The sequence below is a fragment of the Sphingobium sp. ba1 genome (assembly GCF_000743655.1).
Classification (GTDB): domain Bacteria; phylum Pseudomonadota; class Alphaproteobacteria; order Sphingomonadales; family Sphingomonadaceae; genus Sphingobium.
Window position 1 is genome coordinate 3,167,168 of record NZ_JPPQ01000069.1, and the last position, 17,453, is coordinate 3,184,620.

Annotated in this window: 17 protein-coding genes and 1 pseudogene; 3 read left to right on the plus strand and 15 right to left on the minus strand. The window is 65.0% G+C overall.

Features of this window, described 5'->3' with window-relative positions; all coding sequences use genetic code 11:
- From IL54_RS25070 to dapA, 9 genes and pseudogenes are all read right to left on the minus strand, one after another.
- Window positions 1–314 (minus strand): annotated as a pseudogene (locus IL54_RS25070) (DNA polymerase Y family protein); the annotation flags it as partial.
- On the minus strand, window positions 226–1,032 hold the full coding sequence (locus tag IL54_RS18615; protein ID WP_037477624.1) for an ImuA family protein: 807 nt from the start codon (window positions 1,030–1,032) through the stop codon (window positions 226–228). The gene IL54_RS18615 and the pseudogene IL54_RS25070, both read right to left, overlap by 89 nt.
- 108 nt (window positions 1,033–1,140) lie before the next feature.
- The gene (locus IL54_RS18620; RefSeq protein WP_037477626.1) at window positions 1,141–1,929 is read right to left on the minus strand and encodes a transglutaminase-like domain-containing protein; all 789 of its coding nucleotides are present in this window, start codon (window positions 1,927–1,929) and stop codon (window positions 1,141–1,143) included.
- 321 nt (window positions 1,930–2,250) lie between these two features.
- A complete protein-coding gene (gene recA / locus IL54_RS18625) occupies window positions 2,251–3,324 on the minus strand; it encodes a recombinase RecA (protein ID WP_037477628.1) in 1,074 nt (357 codons plus the stop codon).
- Between the two features lie 102 nt (window positions 3,325–3,426).
- Window positions 3,427–3,783, minus strand: a complete 357-nt coding sequence (locus tag IL54_RS18630; protein WP_037477630.1) for a response regulator — start codon at window positions 3,781–3,783, stop codon at window positions 3,427–3,429.
- 86 nt (window positions 3,784–3,869) lie between these two features.
- Window positions 3,870–6,293, minus strand: coding sequence for a response regulator (locus IL54_RS18635; RefSeq protein WP_052027750.1), 2,424 nt, complete (start codon window positions 6,291–6,293; stop codon window positions 3,870–3,872).
- Between the two features lie 46 nt (window positions 6,294–6,339).
- The gene (locus IL54_RS18640; RefSeq protein WP_037477632.1) at window positions 6,340–6,933 is read right to left on the minus strand and encodes a DUF2062 domain-containing protein; all 594 of its coding nucleotides are present in this window, start codon (window positions 6,931–6,933) and stop codon (window positions 6,340–6,342) included.
- Window positions 6,933–7,415, minus strand: a complete 483-nt coding sequence (gene smpB / locus IL54_RS18645; protein ID WP_037477634.1) for an SsrA-binding protein SmpB — start codon at window positions 7,413–7,415, stop codon at window positions 6,933–6,935. The genes IL54_RS18640 and smpB overlap by 1 nt, the downstream gene beginning before the upstream one ends.
- Window positions 7,416–7,595: 180 nt before the next feature.
- Window positions 7,596–8,474, minus strand: coding sequence for a 4-hydroxy-tetrahydrodipicolinate synthase (gene dapA / locus IL54_RS18650; RefSeq protein WP_037477635.1), 879 nt, complete (start codon window positions 8,472–8,474; stop codon window positions 7,596–7,598).
- 99 nt (window positions 8,475–8,573) lie between these two features.
- Here dapA and IL54_RS18655 point away from each other — a divergent pair, with 99 nt between their 5' ends.
- Window positions 8,574–10,661 carry a lytic transglycosylase domain-containing protein gene (locus tag IL54_RS18655; protein WP_037477637.1) on the plus strand — a complete coding sequence of 696 codons (2,088 nt, stop codon included), beginning with the start codon at window positions 8,574–8,576 and terminating at the stop codon, window positions 10,659–10,661.
- A gap of 127 nt (window positions 10,662–10,788) precedes the next feature.
- Window positions 10,789–11,274, plus strand: a complete 486-nt coding sequence (gene greB, locus IL54_RS18660) for a transcription elongation factor GreB (RefSeq protein WP_037477639.1) — start codon at window positions 10,789–10,791, stop codon at window positions 11,272–11,274.
- 73 nt (window positions 11,275–11,347) lie between these two features.
- Here greB and IL54_RS18665 read toward each other — a convergent pair whose 3' ends face one another.
- Window positions 11,348–11,926: an FKBP-type peptidyl-prolyl cis-trans isomerase gene (locus IL54_RS18665; protein WP_037477641.1), complete on the minus strand. Its 579-nt coding sequence runs from the start codon at window positions 11,924–11,926 to the stop codon at window positions 11,348–11,350.
- A gap of 73 nt (window positions 11,927–11,999) precedes the next feature.
- Window positions 12,000–12,206, minus strand: coding sequence for a 30S ribosomal protein S21 (gene rpsU, locus IL54_RS18670; RefSeq protein ID WP_006957190.1), 207 nt, complete (start codon window positions 12,204–12,206; stop codon window positions 12,000–12,002).
- 229 nt (window positions 12,207–12,435) lie between these two features.
- Here rpsU and IL54_RS18675 point away from each other — a divergent pair, with 229 nt between their 5' ends.
- Window positions 12,436–13,194 carry a class II aldolase/adducin family protein gene (locus IL54_RS18675; RefSeq protein WP_037477644.1) on the plus strand — a complete coding sequence of 253 codons (759 nt, stop codon included), beginning with the start codon at window positions 12,436–12,438 and terminating at the stop codon, window positions 13,192–13,194.
- 11 nt (window positions 13,195–13,205) lie between these two features.
- On the opposite strand, the gene IL54_RS18680 is transcribed toward IL54_RS18675, so the two are convergent.
- The 4 genes from IL54_RS18680 to IL54_RS18695 form a co-directional block, all read right to left on the minus strand.
- Window positions 13,206–14,975, minus strand: coding sequence for a heparinase II/III family protein (locus IL54_RS18680; RefSeq protein WP_037477647.1), 1,770 nt, complete (start codon window positions 14,973–14,975; stop codon window positions 13,206–13,208).
- Window positions 14,972–15,634 carry a ribulose-phosphate 3-epimerase gene (gene rpe / locus IL54_RS18685; RefSeq protein WP_037477650.1) on the minus strand — a complete coding sequence of 221 codons (663 nt, stop codon included), beginning with the start codon at window positions 15,632–15,634 and terminating at the stop codon, window positions 14,972–14,974. The genes IL54_RS18680 and rpe overlap by 4 nt, the downstream gene beginning before the upstream one ends.
- Window positions 15,635–15,712: 78 nt before the next feature.
- Window positions 15,713–16,204, minus strand: a complete 492-nt coding sequence (locus IL54_RS18690; protein ID WP_037477652.1) for a hypothetical protein — start codon at window positions 16,202–16,204, stop codon at window positions 15,713–15,715.
- Between the two features lie 54 nt (window positions 16,205–16,258).
- The coding region (locus IL54_RS18695) for an RsmB/NOP family class I SAM-dependent RNA methyltransferase (RefSeq protein ID WP_193378884.1) at window positions 16,259–17,453 on the minus strand (1,195 nt) is incomplete at its 5' end.

Consider the following 17,453-nt stretch of genomic DNA (forward strand, 5'->3'; position numbering starts at 1 on the left):
GTGTAGCGCCCGCAGCCATCGCACAGCCGTTCGAGCCAATCCTGATCGGCATGCGGCTGGGCATCGAACACGCGCAGGTCCGGTTCGCGGGCGCTCGCGTCGGCCAGGGTCATGGCCGGCAGCAAGCCGATGGCCAACCCGTCGGCATCGACACTCGCGAGCCGGATCGCCCCGCGCACCGGTTCGACGATGACCGCCGGGCCGTTGCCGCCCGCCGCCCATTGGTCAGGCCGCGCGACCCGCAGCCGGTCCAGCGCCAGGAAGGGAAAATGCAGCGCCAGATAGCGGCGCGTCGCGGATGTCGTCATCGTCATGGCGTTCATCTGCCGCGTCTCCAAATTCGCCCCTGTTGCTGTCCCAATATAGTCGCCACGTCATTCCGTCCGGCCCTGCCCGGCGGCGCAGCAGGGTGATATCGAAGGCGCTTTGGCCCGGTGCCTGGCCCGACAGCGGGGCGGAGGGGGCCGCCGCCACGCGCCAGCGCGTTTCGGCGGCACTGGGCACCGGATCACCGCCGATCCGCAGCAGCAGCGCGGTCACGCCCGATGTTTCCGCCGCCAGCGCCAATCGACGGCTCGCGGTCAGGTCCAGCAAGGGCGCGGGGCCGCGCAGATCGATGAGCAGCGCGCCCAGCGCCGGGCAACGCAAAGCATCCACGGCGGCGCGCAGCAGCATGGCGTCGTCGGCCATCATGCCGATCAGCAACCGTTGCGGGTCCAGTCCCAGCGCCGCCAGCCCCGGACCATAAGGCGCACCCGCCACCCGCACCGCCGTCGCGTTGCGCAGCCACAATAAGGGTGCGTCGCGCCCAGCCTGACGCATCCAGAGCAGGGCGAGGCCAGCGGCGGCGCCTTCCTCTTCGACGCTGGCGAAAATCTCATGCACGCGGCCTTGCGCCAGTCCGCCGCCCAGTGCGGCGTCCATCATCGCCGGGCCACAGCTAAAGCGCGGCGAGGCTTCCGCCGCTGGTGCGCGGTCCAGCGTGGCGATATGCCGCTTGAGCGCGGCGAGACTGTGAATCGACTCGGTCATTCCACTTGTTCCCTTTATGTTCTTTTTCGGGGCAAGCGGGGTCACTGTCAATGCAGGAGCGATGATTGGAGTCGAATGGGGCGGCGACCGGGCCGCCCCATCGGACGACTATTCGGCGTCGACCTGCGTGACGCTGATCGACTGGGCGTTCATCTGGCCCCCGCCGAAGATGGTCATGAAGGCGATGTCGGTGGCGTCGCGGCCGACGGCGATGCGGACCATGGTTTCGACCGGCGCAAGGCCCGTCGAATCGACCAGATGCCAGGCGCCGTCGAGCCAGACTTCGACCACGGCGTGAAAGTCCGGTGGCTCAAGGCCGAGGGCATAGACCGACACCAGTCGCGCGGGAATGTCGCGCGAGCGGATCAGGGCGGCGGTCAGGTGGGCGAAGTCGCGGCAGACGCCTTGCTGGGCGACGAACGTGTCGGCGGCCGTGGTGGTGGCGTCGGAGCTGCCCGACACATAGACCAGATTCTCGTTCACCCATTGGACCAGCGCCTGCACCAAGGCGCCGCCCTCCAGGTCGGGGAAATGGCCGCAGACGAAGCTGACGAACCGGTCGGCTTCGCAATAGCGGCTCGGCCAGATGAAGGGCAGCACATCTTCGGGCAGGCTGGGAAGCGGGCTTTTGTCGAGGGTGGCAAGATCGACGGTCGGCCGCTCCACGTCCACGGTCGCGCGGAACGTGCTGACCATCCGGCCAGTGCCGGTACGGGTCCAGGTGCGGCGGCCAATGCCATTGCCGCCGACCTTGTTGGTCAAAGGCCCGGCATTCTGGATGATGTGGGACTGTTCGACGATGCGTTGGTCGGGCATCGCGGCGGCCTCCACCGCCAGGAGCACGTCGGTTGGCTGGGCGAAATCATAGTCCAGTATCGCTTCGATCGCGACGCGCATGGGATGCCTTTCTGTCAGGGAATATGCGCCAAACGCGCGGATAAGGAGTCCGGGTCCGCATGCTCCAAAAGCAACATTGCGAAGCCGCAGGCACAAGGCAAGGGGGATGGTGGCGGGCGCTTAACTTCGCACTTTTCCCGCACATTTCGACATATTCTTGCGTCCGGCCGATCCTATCGGAAAGCAGACCGCACCCGCCTCGCCGACCATGGTAAAAGGCCCGCCCCACCACGGGACGGGCCTTTTCAGTGCGTGAAGCGAAAGCGCACACGAACCGGGCTGTCTCGTCCGGCTGATCCGACCGGACAAGGCAGTCAGCCCTTATTCGTCATCGTCATCCGCTTCGGGTCCGGTCATTAGGGCTTCGGCTACCTGTTCGGTCTTGCCGCGGATCGCCTTTTCCAGCTTGTCGGCCAGTTCGGGATTGCCCTTGAGGAAAGTCTTCGAATTTTCGCGGCCCTGGCCGATGCGGATCGAGTCGTAGGAGAACCAGGCCCCCGACTTCTCGACGATCCCTGCTTTGACGCCGAGGTCGAGAATTTCGCCGATCTTCGAGATGCCTTCGCCATACATGATGTCGAATTCGACCTGCTTGAAGGGCGGGGCGACCTTGTTCTTGACCACCTTTACCTTGGTTGCGTTGCCGACGATATCGTCGCGATCCTTGATCTGTCCGGTGCGACGAATGTCGAGGCGGACCGAAGCGTAGAATTTGAGCGCGTTGCCGCCGGTCGTGGTTTCCGGGTTGCCGTACATCACGCCGATCTTCATCCGCACCTGGTTGATGAAGATGACCATGCATTTGGACCGCGAGATCGAGCCGGTCAGCTTGCGCAGCGCCTGGCTCATCAGGCGTGCCTGCAAACCGACATGGCTGTCGCCCATCTCGCCCTCGATTTCCGCGCGCGGCACCAGCGCCGCGACCGAATCGATCACCAGGATGTCGATGGCGTTCGAGCGCACCAGCGTATCGACGATTTCGAGCGCCTGCTCGCCCGTATCGGGCTGCGACACGATCAGTTCGTCGATGTTGACGCCCAGTTTCTTGGCATAGCCCGGATCAAGCGCATGTTCGGCGTCAACAAATGCGGCCGTACCGCCGATCTTCTGCGCTTCGGCGATGGCGTGCAGCGCCAGCGTCGTCTTGCCCGAACTTTCCGGGCCGTAAATCTCGATGATCCGCCCCTTGGGCAGGCCGCCAATGCCAAGCGCGATGTCGAGGCCGAGCGAGCCGGTCGAGATCGCTTCGATCTCCAGCTTCTCGCGCGACCCCAGCTTCATCGCGCTGCCCTTGCCAAAGGCGCGGTCGATCTGGGCCAGCGCCGCGTCCAATGCTTTCTGTCTGTCCATAGTCCCGTTCTTCTTGGAATCGATGAGGGATAGCATTGCGGTCATGAGCCAATCTCCTGTCAAGCGGAGCCGCCGACTCGGTCGGCGTCTTGGTCATGATGTATCTCTTTTGTTCTACCAGAACAAGAGGGGAACGGAAATTTCCTATCAGGCCGCGAATATCTTGCCGAGCGCCCGTTCGACCGCGCCGATCGTAAAGGGCTTGGCCAGTGTCGGTCGGTCGGCATGTGCCGGCGGCAGATCGTCGGCCATGCCGCCGGTCGCGAAGACGAAGGGGATCGACTGTTGCGCCAGCAGGTCGGCGACCGGCCAGCTTTTTTCACCATGAAGATTACAATCGACCAGCGCTGCGTCGAAACCACCGTCGCGCGCATAGGCGCAGGCTTCATCGACGCTGGCGGCCACCGCATGCAGTCGATAGCCCAATGCGTCGAGATAATCTTCCAGCATCATCCCGATCATCGCTTCATCTTCGACGATCAAAATGCTTTTGCCTTCAGTCATGCGTGGCAGTCCCCTGTTTGCGATGCTCGTCCGCTACCGTATCGCCGCAGGCTTGCCCAGCATAATTGCTCTGATCCAACGCAAGCTCAATCGATCGGCGACCTGACCGCCATCGCGTCGCGCGCGGCCTCCGCCAGCTGGCTGACGGAAAAGGGTTTGGGCAGGAAGGCCACATTGGCGATGTCGATCGATTTGCGCAATTGCTCCTCGGCATAGCCGGACATGAACAAGACCGGGAGGTCAGGCCGGGCGCGCCGGGCGCGGGCGACCATCGACGGGCCGTCCATATTGGGCATGACCACATCCGAAATGAGCAGGTCGATCTTGTCGGTGTTCGCCAGCACTTCCAGCCCCTGTTCGCCGTCATTGGCGGTCAGCACGGTATAGCCCTGCCGCGTCAGCGCGCGTTCGGCGACGGCGCGGACCATGTCTTCGTCCTCCACCAGCAGGATCGTGCCGGTGCCCCATGTCTCGCTGCGCTTGACCGGCGCCTTGACCGGCGCGACCTCCTGCGCATCGGCCCCGGCATAGACCGGCAGATAGATGACGAAGCTCGCCCCGCGCCCCATCTCCGATTCAGCGAAGATATAGCCGCCCGATTGCTTGACGATGCCATAGACGGTGGAAAGGCCAAGGCCGGTGCCCTTGCCCAATTCCTTGGTGGTGAAGAAGGGTTCGAAAATCTTGGCCAATATGTCGGGCGGGATGCCAAGCCCGGTGTCCGACACACGCAGCGCGCTATAGTCGCCGGCGGGCAAGATCTGCTGGCGCATCTCGCGCACCTTGATCGCGGGCACGGCATAGGTCTGGATATTGAGCGTGCCGCCTTCGGGCATGGCATCGCGGGCGTTGACCGCCAAGTTGACGATCACCTGCTCCATCTGGCCGGGGTCGGCACGCACTGCGCCGAGGTTACGGCCATGATTGACCTCCAGCTTCACATTTTCGCCAAGCAGGCGTTTCAAGAGGTTGGACACGTCGGCGACGATGTCGGGCAGTTGCAGGATTTGCGGGCGCAACGTCTGCTGGCGCGAAAAGGCGAGCAATTGCCGGGTCAGGCCCGCCGCGCGGTTGCTGTTCGACTTGATCTGTTGAAGATCGTCATAATCGCTGTCGCCGGGCGCATGGCGCATCAGCATCAGGTCGCAATGGCCGATGATCGCGGTCAGGATATTGTTGAAATCGTGGGCCACGCCACCCGCCAGCTGGCCGATCGCCTGCATCTTGGTCGCCTGCGCCACCTGCCGCTTGAGCTTGCTCTCCTCGCTATTGTCCTTGAGGCTGAGCAGCACCGCCGCTTCGCCCAGGCCGCGCACGCCCGCCAGGCTGAGCGCCACGGGTTCGTCGGGCTGGTCGCGCATCCGCACGGCGATGTCGCCCGACATTTGCGGGCCGACGGCAAAGCGCCGCACCGCGTCGGCGACCGCCGCCTGATCTTCCCGCACCACGAGATCGCCGGGATAGCTGGGCGTTTCGCCGGGCTTGAGGCCCACCACGCGCGCAAAGGCATTGTTGACGAACAGCACGCGTCCGTCGCGATCCGCCATGGCAAGGCCAAAGGGCAGCAGCGAGAGCAAAGTTTCGATATAGGAGAGCGCCGACGTGCCGCCGCCACCGGCCGGTTCGTCGATCAGCAGCAGCAACATCGGGCCGTCCTGCGCCGAACCCTGCGCGCCATTGGCCTGGGTCGCCCGCTTCAACGGCACTTGCAGCAAGCGGAGCGGCAGCCCGCCTTGCTCCTCGCGGGCCAGGAACAATCGCGACTTGTCGTCGACCCGCATATGCGCGGCGAAATCGCGGCCGATGATATTGGCATCGATCCGTCCGGCTGCCCGGAGCAGGAAAGCACCGTTGGCGGCGCGGATGCGGCCTTCGCCACCGATCATGACGGCCATCACGCCCGCTTCGCCCAATTGGCGGCCCGCCTCCCCGGTCAGCAGCCGGTGGACATCGTCCAGCGCGCTCGGCTGGCGGACCGGCGTGAAGCGCCAGAGCAGATAATCCTCCGCGCGGCCCGTGCGGGCGATATCAACGTCGAGCCGAAGCCCGCCCTGCGCCACCCCCTCGACCCGCGCTTCGCCATCGCGCCAGGCGGCGCGCGAGGCCAGCGACAGGCTCTCGGTCAGCGCCGCTTCGCCGGTGACGCCGGGCGGGGTGGGGTAGCCGGGGAACCATTGGCCGAACAGGTCGCTGGCGCAGACCAGCCGCCCGGCCCGATCCGTGACCGCGATCGCCATGCTGGAGGCGTCGGCCGCGGCGCGGGCCACGGTCCAGTCGGGGGTGGCTTCGCCCGCCACGACATGCGCAGGGTAAAGGCGGCGCGCCCAGGCCATCAATGCGGCAATGACCAGCAGGGTCGCCGCGAACCCGGCGGCCAGCGCGGCGTCACTGATCGCGTAGAAAACCAGCGCGGCCGAAAGCGCAGCCGCCAGCAGCAAGAGCGGCAGCGCGAGGCGCGAAGATGGCTGCGTCAGCCATGCTTCTCCATCCTTGTTCAGCCGCGCGGCCATGATCGGCCTTCCCCTTGCACCAGCATTGGTTCCCTATCGCCCCGGTTCAGACCGGCGCGATTTCTTCCCTTGCGCTGCTTTCGTGGACCTTGCCAATCCTCAATTTGCGCGCCTGCCACTTGCGGCCCATGCGATGGCGCCAGAACCAGTCAGCCACGACATAGCCGACGATCGCGGACACCACGGATATGATCGCGAGGCCCAGCAGCATCGCAGGCGCCGCTTCCGACACCAGCCAAGCGGTCCACTGGCCGATCGTCGCATGGTCATCGACCAGCGCCATGAAGCCCGATGCATCGGCGCTGCGGCCCAGCATCCAGTTGCCGATATAGACCGACAGCCATAAGATCAGCGGCGTCGTCGCGGGGTTGGACAGGAAGGTCATGGCGGCCGCGACCGGGATATTCGCGCGGAACGGCAGCGCCAGCAGCGCTGCCCCGGCAATCTGAATGCCGGGGATCAGCAGGAAGATGCCGACCAACAGCCCTAGCGCCACCCCGCGCGGCACCGAGCGGCGGGTAAAGCGCCAGAGCGAGGGTTCCAGCACCCGATGCGCGACCGGCGCCAGAAACTTGTTATGCTCCAGCGACTCGCGGGTCGGGGCGTTGGCGTGCCACCAGCGGCTGAAGCGATTGTCCATCAGCCCTTGTCCCGCATGATGCGCTGCTGGTCGCGCTTCCAGTCGCGGTCCTTGATCGTCTCGCGCTTGTCGTGGGTCTGCTTGCCCTTGGCCAGCGCCAGTTCGATCTTGGCCCGGCCCTGGCTGTTGAAATAGACCATCAGCGGGACCAGCGTCATGCCCTTGCGCGACACGGCGCTGTGCATTTTTTCGATCTCGCGTTCGTGCAACAGCAGCTTGCGGGGCCGCTTGGGCTCGTGGTTTTCGCGGTTACCATGGCTATATTCGGGGATGTTGCTGTTCACCAGAAACACCTGGTTACCCTTCACCTCGGCATAGCTTTCGGCGATATTGCCCTCGCCGCCGCGCAGCGCCTTCACTTCAGTGCCTTGCAGGGCGATGCCCGCCTCGAACACATCCTCGATAAAATAATCGAACCGTGCGCGCCGGTTTTCGGCGACGATCTTCTTCTTGTCGAAAGTGACGGGACGCGGGCGGGCCATAAATTAATCTAACACCAAATATCTAAACTGCCGTTCGTGCTGAGTAGGGGCTGAGCGAAGGCGAAGCTCCGTATCGAAGCATCGGCACGCCACTCAGTCCTTCGATACGGCATTTCGACAAGCTCAATGCCTACTCAGGACGAACGGAAGATGGGGTATGCACAGGCAATAACCAAATCCTTAAACCAGTCCCGCAATCTCCAGCGCGCGATCGACCGCCGACCGGCTCGATTCCGACGGCCAGGTGATCGGCAGGCGGACGTCGCCGGGCATGTCGGGCCGAACGCGCGTGAGCGCATATTTGACCGGGCCAGGTGAAGAATCGCTGAACAGAGCATCATGCAAGGGGTAGAGACGATCCTGCAGCGCCAAGGCACCATCCCAATCATGCGCGGCACAGGCGGCCTGAAAATCGGCGCACAGGCGCGGCGCGACATTGGCGGTGACGGAAATGCACCCCTTGCCGCCCATGGCATTGAATCCCAGCGCGGTTTCGTCATTGCCCGACAATTGGCAGAAATCCGGGTGGCAGGCGAGCCGCTGCGCGGTGACGCGCCCCAGATTGCCGGTGGCGTCCTTGATCCCGACGATCGTCTGAAATTCTTCGGACAGGCGATGGATCACCGGCACGCCGATGTCGGTGATGGTCCGGCTGGGCACATTATAGAGGATGATCGGCAGGGCGCAGCGTTCGGCCAGATAGGCGAAATGCTGATAGACGCCATCCTGGTTGGGCTTGTTATAATAAGGCGCGACAACCAGCGCAGCGTCGGCCCCCGCCCCTTGCGCGGCATACATATGCTCCAGCGCGATGCGCGTGTCGTTCGAGCCGCAGCCTGCGATGACGGGCACACGCCCCGCCGCCTGATCGACGCAGATCGCGATGACGCGATTATGCTCCTCGACCGTCATGGTTGCGCTTTCGCCGGTCGTGCCGCAGGGTACGAGCGCGCTCGATCCTTCCGCGATCTGCCAGTCGACCAACGCGCGAAACGCTGCTTCATCCACCCGTCCGTCGCGAAACGGGGTCACCAGAGCCGGAATTGAGCCGGAAAACATGATTTAACTCCTTCAATTCTCCGGGCGGCCGGGGCATGATCGGGCAAGCGGCGCGCTATAGCGCGTCATTCAGGGCCTGATAAGGATGCAATTGCGATTATGTCCAGCATGTCGACGCCCCCTCCTGTCGAAAGTACCCTGATTCGCATGCCCCTTATTGCCCTTTTGCTGTTCACCGCCGGCGCCAGCGCCCAGACCGAGGGACAGCCCCCCGCGCCGCCCGCCGCCTATCCGCCCGGTGCCGTGGTCCAGCCGCTGCCCGGACAGGCCACGCCGTCGAGCCAGTGGAACCAGGTCGCCAGCCGCGTCGGCCAGCCGAGCGACGGGGCCATCACGGCGACGATCAACCAGTGGCGCGCGCTGCAGCAGAGCGATGGCCTGGGCTTTTCCACCTATGCCAGTTTCATCACCACCCACCCCGGCTGGCCGGGCGAGGACCGGATGCGGCGCTTGGCTGAAACCGGGATCAACCCCGACAGCTATGATCCGCGCCAGGTGACCGCCTTCTTCGCGCGCTTCCCCGCGCGCACGGCGGTCGGCCATGCCCGCAACGCGACCGCTTTGATGCAGGTCGGCCGGATGGACGAGGCGCGGGTCGCCGCGCGCAATGCCTGGATCGGTGGATCGCTGAGCGCGGCCGACGAAGCGCGGTTGCTGTCCCTGTTCGGCACTGGCCTGACCGCGGCCGATCATGATCAGCGCGCCGACAAATTGCTGTGGGGCAATGATGTCAGCGGCGCGGAGCGGATATTGGCCTATGTCAGTCCGGCCCGCCGCCCGGTCTATCAGGCGCGCATCGCTTTCCGCCGCAAGAGCAGCGACGCGGCTATGTTGATGCAGATGGCCGAACCGGTCGGGGCGAGCGATGCCGGATTCGTCGCCGACAAGGCCGCCTGGCTGCGCGACACCGGCAACTGGGTGGCGGCGCGCCAATATCTCGCGAACCGCACCCCGCTGACCTATCGTCCGACCGACGCCGAGAAATTCTACGAAGTGCTGCTGGGGCAGGCGCGCGGCGCCGCCAATGACAGCCAGTGGAGCTTTGCCTATGGCATCGCCAGCAAGATCGACGATGCGGTGCCGCCCGGCATTGATGTGAGCGATCAGGCGCTGGGCGTGCGCGACGATTATACCAGCCTGGCCTGGCTGGCGGGCACGACGGCCTTCTACAATCTCAATCGCCCGACCGACGCGATGACGATGTTCCGTCGCTATGCGGACGCCGCCAAATCGCCGCAGACCAAGTCGAAGGGCTATTATTGGGCGGGGCGGGCCGCGTTGCAGGCGGGCGACCCTGCCACCGCCAACAATTATTTCGGCCAAGCCGGCATTTATCCCGATCAATTTTACGGGCAATTGTCGCTCGAACGGCTGGGCCGTCCGATCCCGCCGCCGCCCGCCGCCGAAAGGCCGGTGCAGATTTCCGCGGCCGACCGCGCCGCCTTCGAATCCCGCTCGGTCGTCCGCGCGGTCAAGGCGCTGGGGCAGATGGGCTATTGGCAGGATCAGGGCGTCTTTGCCCGCGCCATCGCCAACGGCGCCGACAATGATGTCGATCATGTCCTGGCGGGGCAACTGGCGCAGAATATCGGTCGCCCCGACATGAGCGTCATGGTGGGGCGTCGTGCGGTGTCGAGCGGCCTGACGGGCTATGGCGCGACCGCTTTCCCGCGCGTGCCCGTGCCGCCGCAGGCGCAGCATAGCTGGACCATGATCCACGCCATCGCGCGGCAGGAGAGCCAGTTCGACAAGCAGATCGTCAGCCATGCAGGGGCCCGCGGCCTGATGCAGTTGATGCCGGGCACCGCGCGCGAGCAGGCGGGCAAGATGGGCATGGGCTACAACCCGGCCTCGCTCAACGATCCCAGCTATAATATCATGCTGGGTTCGGGCTATTTTCAGCGGATGCTCGATTATTATGGCGGGGCTTATCCGCTCGCGGTTGCAGCCTATAATGCCGGGCCGGGCAATGTGAACAAATGGATCCGCGCCAATGGCGACCCGCGTATGCCGGGGGCCGACATGCTGCGCTGGATCGAGCAGATCCCGATTTTCGAGACCCGCAATTATGTGCAGCGGGTGCTGGAAAATGCGGTGGTCTATGAAGCGATGAACCCGGAACGGGCGCGGTTCCGCGGGACCAGCGCGGTATTGAGCCGCTATCTCGGCAAGCAGACGCCAGGGTAATTTTGGTTCACGCGGAGGCGCGAAGGCGCGGAGAAGAAAGGGGAAGCCCGCCTAATCTTCTCCGCGTCTCCGCGCCTCCGCGTGAACAAAATTGCCTAAAGCCCGTGACACGCGATAGGGCCATCCTATGACCACCCCCTATCCCAATTACATATCCCCCGAAGGCTTTGCGAAATTACGCGCGGAATATGACCATCTGCTGGGCGTCGAGCGCCCGGCGGTGGTCGAAGTGGTGAGCTGGGCGGCGGGCAATGGTGACCGGTCCGAAAATGGCGACTATCTTTATGGCCGCAAGCGGATGCGCGAGATTGATGGGCAGTTGAAACGCCTGTCAAAGAAGATGAAGGACGCCAAGGTCGTCGATGCCCGCCAGCAGCCAGACCAGAGCCGCGTCTATTTCGGCGCGACCGTCACCATCGCCGACGAGGATGACGCCCACCGCACTGTCACGCTGGTCGGCAATGACGAAACCGACGTCGATGCCGGCCGCATCGGCTGGTCCTCCCCCATCGCCCGCGCCCTGCGCGGTGCCGCCATCGGCGATGTGCGCCGCGTCATCCTGCCATCGGGCGAAAAGGAATATGAGGTGATGGCGATCCGCTATCCGGGGTGACGCCGCCATGCCGAAGGCATAAAAAAGGGGCCGATCATTGGCCCCTTTTTCAAATCTCATTTGGCTTTGGCGATTAGTTGCCCGGCATCGGCTGGGGCGCTGCACCCGGCGCGCCACCCTGCTGTTGCTGCATCATCTGCTGCATCTGCATGATTTCGGCGCGGGACTTGAAGTCGTGCAGTTCGACGTCGAACACCAGCACGGACCCTGCCGGGATCGGGCCAGCGGCCTGATCGCCGTAACCCAGTTCTGCCGGGATCCAGAGACGGTATTTACCGCCCTTCTTCATCTTCTGCAGGCCTTCGGAGAAGCCGGGCACGACGCCATCGACCGGCATTGGCGCCTGCGGATTCTCATCGAATACGGTGCCGTCGAGCAACGTGCCCTTATAGCCCACCAGCGCTACGTCGGCGGTGGTCGGGCTGGGGCCGGTGCCTTCGGTCAGGACCTTATATTGCAGACCCGATTCGGTCGTCACCACGCCTTCGGCATCGGCATTGTCCGCCAGGAATGCCGAGGGCGTCGATTCGACATGCTGCTGGCCCGCCCAGGCGAGACCGCCTGCCGCCAGCGCTATGGCAGCGACACCGATCCAGAGGCGCGTCAGCGACCCCTTGGCTATGGAACGAAGGGGAACAGCCGTCGTGGACATGGCGACAAGTCTCGCAATTAGGGGCGGGATAGCAGCAGGAAAGCGGGACGGCGCATGCCGCCCCGAACGGCGCTTACTTCGCGCCGTCGCGTTCGGCGCGCTTGCGGTCCATCTTGCGCGCGCGACGGACAGCAGCAGCCTTTTCACGGGCACGCTTTTCCGAAGGCTTCTCGTAGTGACGACGCAGCTTCATTTCGCGATACACGCCTTCACGCTGCAGCTTCTTCTTGAGCGCGCGGAGGGCCTGGTCGACATTATTGTCGCGAACGATGATCTGCATAAGTCCGTCTATCTCCAATCGAAAACGAGCGGTTCGCCGGGATTCTATGATCCGTCCCGACAGCCCGACCGAATAGCAAAGCCAATGAGTCGTCGCAGGTCACCCTACGCCGTGTGGAGCGCGCCCTACCAGTAGAGTCGCGGCACATCAACCCTTAAGCATGCAGAGTCTCGACTCCCATGCCGGAAAGGCCGATGATGTCGGGCAAGACTATAAGAGAGGATCGCCCATGGCCAGCGCCGCAGAACGCACCGACATGTCCACCGCCGAATGGGAAGCACGCCAGCAGCTTGCCGCCTGCTACCGCATTTTCGAGCATATGGGCTGGTCGGAACTGATCTACAATCACATCACCCTGCGCGTGCCGGGTGAGGACAATGCCTTCCTGATCAACCCGTTCGGGCTGGGTTATGCAGAGGTATGCGCATCCAACCTGGTCAAGATCGACATCGATGGCACGGTGCTGGATGGCAGCCCCTATCCGGTCAACCGCGCGGGCTTCACCCAGCATAGCGTCTTTCACCGCTATCTGCCCGACGCCCATTGCATCATCCACACCCATACGACGGCGGGGATGGCGGTCAGCGCGACGCGCGAAGGGTTGCGGCCGATCAGCTTCTACGCCGCCGCCTTTACCGGGCAGATCGCCTATCATGATTTCGAAGGCATCACGATTCGCCCCGAAGAGGGCGAACGGCTGGTCGCCAATCTGGGGGACAAGCGGGTGATGATGCTGCGCAACCATGGCACGCTGGTCATGGCCTCCACCCTGCCCGAAGCCTTTTTGAAACATTGGTCGCTCCAGCGCGCCTGCGAAATTCAGGTGGCAGCGGGCGCAGCGGGCACACCGATGGAGATCGCGCCAGAAGTGATCGCGGTGCATCAGCGCGACTTATCGGGGATTCAATTGCCGGTCGGGCCGGGCGTGCCCGATTTTCAGGCGATGGTGCGGGTGATCGACCGGATCGACAAAAGCTGGCGGGAGTGATTCGCCTGCGCTTAGCCTGACCGTTTGAACAGCCAGCCGATGCTTGCCCCGCCCGGCAGCGCCTCACTGGTCACCACCAGCTGGCGTGTCGGGTGCGGACGGCCATCGGCATCGACCCACAGGCTTTCCTCGACGCTCAGCACGCCCGTACCGGTGCGGAACTGCCAGAGTGCCCCCATATCGACGCGCAGCAGCGCACCCTGGCTGTCGGCGGTCAGCGTCGGCTCGACACCGGGCGCGAGATGGAAGCGCAGCATGACGGGCAGTTTCGACGGCTTGCGGCGTCGTTCGGCCGGGGTCAGCATATCCTCGCCCCGTATTTCCTTGCCGTCGCCACTGACTAGCAGCAGGCGGCGGTGGATATAGCCCAGCCGCCGGACATAGCCGTCGTGCGACAGGTCGACCCGGCTGCCATTGTCCAGCTCCTGCCGGTTCAACTCCACCTCGGTCACGCCCTTGCCCAGCGTGCCGTCGGGCAAGAGCGCGGTGCTGTTGCAATCGTCCAGCACCAGCGTGCTGTGCGCGGCGGTGGTGCGCAGTCCTTGGGCGAGGTCTGCGGGAATCCATGCCCCTTCCAGCCCCGCGCCGCCGCAATTGACGACCAGCCGATGCGGGCCGTCGCTGATTTCGATCGCGCCTGTAGACGCGCAACCGGCTTCGGCGAGCCGGGCAACCGGCGGCGGCGCGGCATCGACCTGCACAACGGTCGTGCCTGCCGCAATACGTTGATAGCCCCAGTCGCGCGCCTGCCGCAGCGGACGGCTGCGCACGCGGCTGGCCTGCACCACGGCGTTGACGGTGACAGGATCGATCGCGCCTGCACCCTGCCAGCTCCCCAACCCGCCATCGCCATGGATCAGGCCCAGCAGCGCCGGAACCGCGCGGCCAAGGCCTTCGTCCAGAAAGGCAGGTATCGTTTCGCGGCGGACGTCATAGACCGCACGCAGCATGGCAAGCGCCATCACCGCCTCGACCTGCGCCAAGGGTGATCGCGACACGATGCCGCCATCGGGGTGGAAGCTGCTCTCGATCGCGCGCTTGAGGCCCGCCTCGCCGAAAATCTTGCGGGACGCGCCGCCGGGGATCAGCATCGAGGCCGCGACGATAGCGCTCCAGGCGACGATGCGCGGCAGGCCCATCGCGGCCTTGTCGGCAATGCGGTCGAGATGCCGGGCGGTGCGGGCAATGCAGTTGAGAACCAGCGAGCGATAGACAAGGTCGCTCGATGACAGGATCAGCGGCGCATGGGCGGTCCAGAACAGCAGCCGCCAGCCCGCATTGTCGGCGCGCCAGGCCGGTTCGCTCGGCGTTTCGGCATGGGCCGCCAGCCAGCGCCGCATTACCCCTTCGGCGATCGGCGCGGCCTGCTCGCGGGTTGCCGTGCTGGCGAGATCGCGCAGCCAGCGGAAGCTGTGGATATGGTCGGCAAAAGCCGGGCCAAGATCGAGCCGGGCGAAATCGACCGTGTCGATGATCTGCTTGCGGCCGCGGAACAGGAAATAGCCAGCGCGGAGTGCCTGCCCCGCCCGCGCATCGCCGGGGATGTCGTCGTCGGGCACGGCCAGCAGCTTGAGCGGATATTTGCCGCGCAGCTTGCGGCCGTGGATCGGCGTCTTCCAGCTGAGCAGGTAGAAATGATTGGCGATCCGCTGCGCCAGCGACAGCCCTTTGTCATCCGCGACGCGGATGAGGCGCTTGCCCTGTTCTATTCCATCGTCCGTGGCCACGGGATCGGCCGCTTGCCCGGTGGAAGCGGGGGAGATGCGCCGCGCGTCGTTCACCCGCCCCGCAGCTTCCGAATATTGTCGGCATAGGCGTCCGGCCCGCCCCGGAAGGTAGCGGTGCCCGCGACCAGCACGTCGGCTCCCGCGGCGATGGCCATGGGCGCGGTGGTGAGGTCAATGCCGCCGTCGACCTGCAAGCGGATGTCGCGGCCCGACTTGTCGATCATCTTGCGGATCGCCTCGATCTTGCGCAGCTGGTTCATGATGAAGCTCTGCCCGCCGAAGCCGGGATTGACGCTCATTACAAGGATGAGGTCGACATCGTCGATCAGATAATCGAGCATCTTGGCCGGGGTGCCGGGGTTCAAAACCACACCCGCCTGCACGCCCAGCGACTTGATATGCTGGATCGAGCGGTGGATATGCGGCCCGGCTTCGGGATGAACGGTGATGATGTCCGCGCCGGCCTGCGCGAAGGCGTCGAGATATTGATCCACCGGCGAGATCATCAGATGGACGTCGAATGGCTTGGTGCTGTGCGGGCGCAGTGCCTTCACGACGGCGGGACCGATCGTGATGTTGGGCACGAAATGCCCGTCCATGACGTCGATATGCACCCAATCGCAGCCCGCAGCGTCGATAGCGCGAACCTCCTCGCCCAAGCGGGCGAAGTCGGCGGAGAGGATGGACGGGGAGATGAGAATGGGCGTGGTCATTAACCGTTTGCCTTAGCTACGGCTTGGGCGCAGGGCAACGGCGATTTGGCGATGAAACGATAAGTTTGTGCGGTGGGCCTAAAGCATCACGAAGACGGTCGGGTCGAGGCGGCGCGAGCAAGGGGCGCCGGGCGGCAGCAGTTGCTTGACGCCATGTAGCGCTGTGACGTCGCCGACTTCGTTCAGCAAGGGGGCCGCGATCAGGCGCAGGGCGCATTGGCCCATGCCGTCGGCCTGGTGAATATCGACATCGAGCGTGAAGCCGCGCTTGTGGCGGATGGCATAGCTGCGCAACCGTTCCATCGCTTCCCGCGATTCCGATGCGTACAGCGAGACGGACAAGGTTCGCGGTACGACGCTATGCCGTTCCAGCCCGAACATGTCATAGACGCCCGCCGTCCAGCTGAGCGTTTCGTTCGCCAGATCACAATGCCATAGGCCAAGGCCCCGTTCAGCCAGGGCGACGTCGTTGCGCGCCAGCGACGGATCGAGCGCAACCGGCGCCAGATAGTCATGCAGGTCGAACAGCGGCCAGCTATGATGCAGGGGCAGAGGCTCGATCGGTCTCAAGATGCACCTTTTCTATGAGGGCGGGCTGCAACGTAACTGTTTAATGGTTAAGGCTTAGTTCGCCGCCCTGGCAAGCCGTACAATGAAAAATCCGTCCGCGCCGCCGCGTTCGGCCAGCGTATCGGGCAAGGTGCGCAGCCAGCCGCCCGGCGTCGGGGCAAAGCCGTCGGGCAATTCGCCGGACCGCACCGGGTCGATGGCGAAATCGGGCCGCGCGGCGAGGAAGCGGGTGATCTGGTCTTCCCCCTCCGCCTGTTCCAGCGAGCAGGTGGCGTAGATGATGCGCCCGTCCGGCTTGACCCAATCGGCGGCGCGGGCGAGCAGGTCGCCCTGCAACGTCGCCAACTCCTCTATCTGGCGTGCGCCGATGCGGTGCAGCACGTCGGGGTGGCGGCGATAGATGCCGGTCGCGGTGCAGGGCGCGTCGAGCAGGATCGCATCGACCGGCGCGTCGGGCTGCCATATGCGCAGATCGGCCTGGGCGACCTGGGCGACAAGGCCGGTGCGCGTCAGGTTTTCGGTCAGCCTTTCCAGCCGCTTGGCGGACTGGTCGAGCGCGGTGACATGCCAGCCCGCCGCCGCCAACTGCATCGTCTTGCCGCCCGGTGCGGCGCACAGGTCGAGCGCGCTGCGCCCTGCCCCCTGCCCCAGCAACCGCGCGGCGCAGGAGGCGGCGATGTCCTGCACCCACCAGGCGCCTTCGGCAAAGCCGGGCAATTCGGGAATAGGAACGCCATCGGGCAAGCGGACATGGCCCGGCGCGAGGCTGGTGCCGCCCAATTCTTCGGTCCAGCGCGCGGTTTCCGCTGCGTCGCGCAGGCTGATGTCTACGGGCGGCCGGATTGCATAGGCGCGGGCCGCCGCCTCGACCATCGCCGCGCCCCATTGCGCGTCCCAGCGGGCGGCGACCTCGGCGGGTAGCGTGGGGGGTACGGGCAGCGTCGGCGCAGCGCGCGTCACCGTGCCGAACACGCCATGGACCAACTTGCGCGGGCCGCCATCGACCAGCGGCAGCGCGGTGGCGATTGCGGCATGGGGCGGCGTGTCGAGCGCCAGCGTCTGGACGAGCGCAATGCGCAACACCATCCGCGCCTTGGCATCGGGCGGCAAGACCTGCTGCGTCGCGCCGTCGATCAGCGCGTCGAGATCGGGCAGATGGCGCAGCGTTTCGGCAGCGATGGCATGGACCAGCGCGCGATCGGCGGGCGGCAATCCCTGCGCCGCGCCGTGCAGCGCCAGTTCGAGCGGA

Bases quoted from the DNA above. Each gene is read 5' to 3' on its own strand.
- rpe (WP_037477650.1), bottom strand. From the start codon at position 15,634: ATGACCACGCCCATTCTCATCTCCCCGTCCATCCTCTCCGCCGACTTC.
- IL54_RS18665 (WP_037477641.1), bottom strand. From the start codon at position 11,926: ATGTCCACGACGGCTGTTCCCCTTCGTTCCATAGCCAAGGGGTCGCTG.
- rpsU (WP_006957190.1), bottom strand. From the start codon at position 12,206: ATGCAGATCATCGTTCGCGACAATAATGTCGACCAGGCCCTCCGCGCG.
- IL54_RS18615 (WP_037477624.1), bottom strand. From the start codon at position 1,032: ATGACCGAGTCGATTCACAGTCTCGCCGCGCTCAAGCGGCATATCGCC.
- greB (WP_037477639.1), top strand. From the start codon at position 10,789: ATGACCACCCCCTATCCCAATTACATATCCCCCGAAGGCTTTGCGAAA.
- smpB (WP_037477634.1), bottom strand. From the start codon at position 7,415: ATGGCCCGCCCGCGTCCCGTCACTTTCGACAAGAAGAAGATCGTCGCC.
- IL54_RS18620 (WP_037477626.1), bottom strand. From the start codon at position 1,929: ATGCGCGTCGCGATCGAAGCGATACTGGACTATGATTTCGCCCAGCCA.
- dapA (WP_037477635.1), bottom strand. From the start codon at position 8,474: ATGTTTTCCGGCTCAATTCCGGCTCTGGTGACCCCGTTTCGCGACGGA.
- recA (WP_037477628.1), bottom strand. From the start codon at position 3,324: ATGACCGCAATGCTATCCCTCATCGATTCCAAGAAGAACGGGACTATG.
- IL54_RS18640 (WP_037477632.1), bottom strand. From the start codon at position 6,933: ATGGACAATCGCTTCAGCCGCTGGTGGCACGCCAACGCCCCGACCCGC.
- IL54_RS18635 (WP_052027750.1), bottom strand. From the start codon at position 6,293: ATGGCCGCGCGGCTGAACAAGGATGGAGAAGCATGGCTGACGCAGCCA.
- IL54_RS18630 (WP_037477630.1), bottom strand. From the start codon at position 3,783: ATGACTGAAGGCAAAAGCATTTTGATCGTCGAAGATGAAGCGATGATC.
- IL54_RS18655 (WP_037477637.1), top strand. From the start codon at position 8,574: ATGTCCAGCATGTCGACGCCCCCTCCTGTCGAAAGTACCCTGATTCGC.
- IL54_RS18675 (WP_037477644.1), top strand. From the start codon at position 12,436: ATGGCCAGCGCCGCAGAACGCACCGACATGTCCACCGCCGAATGGGAA.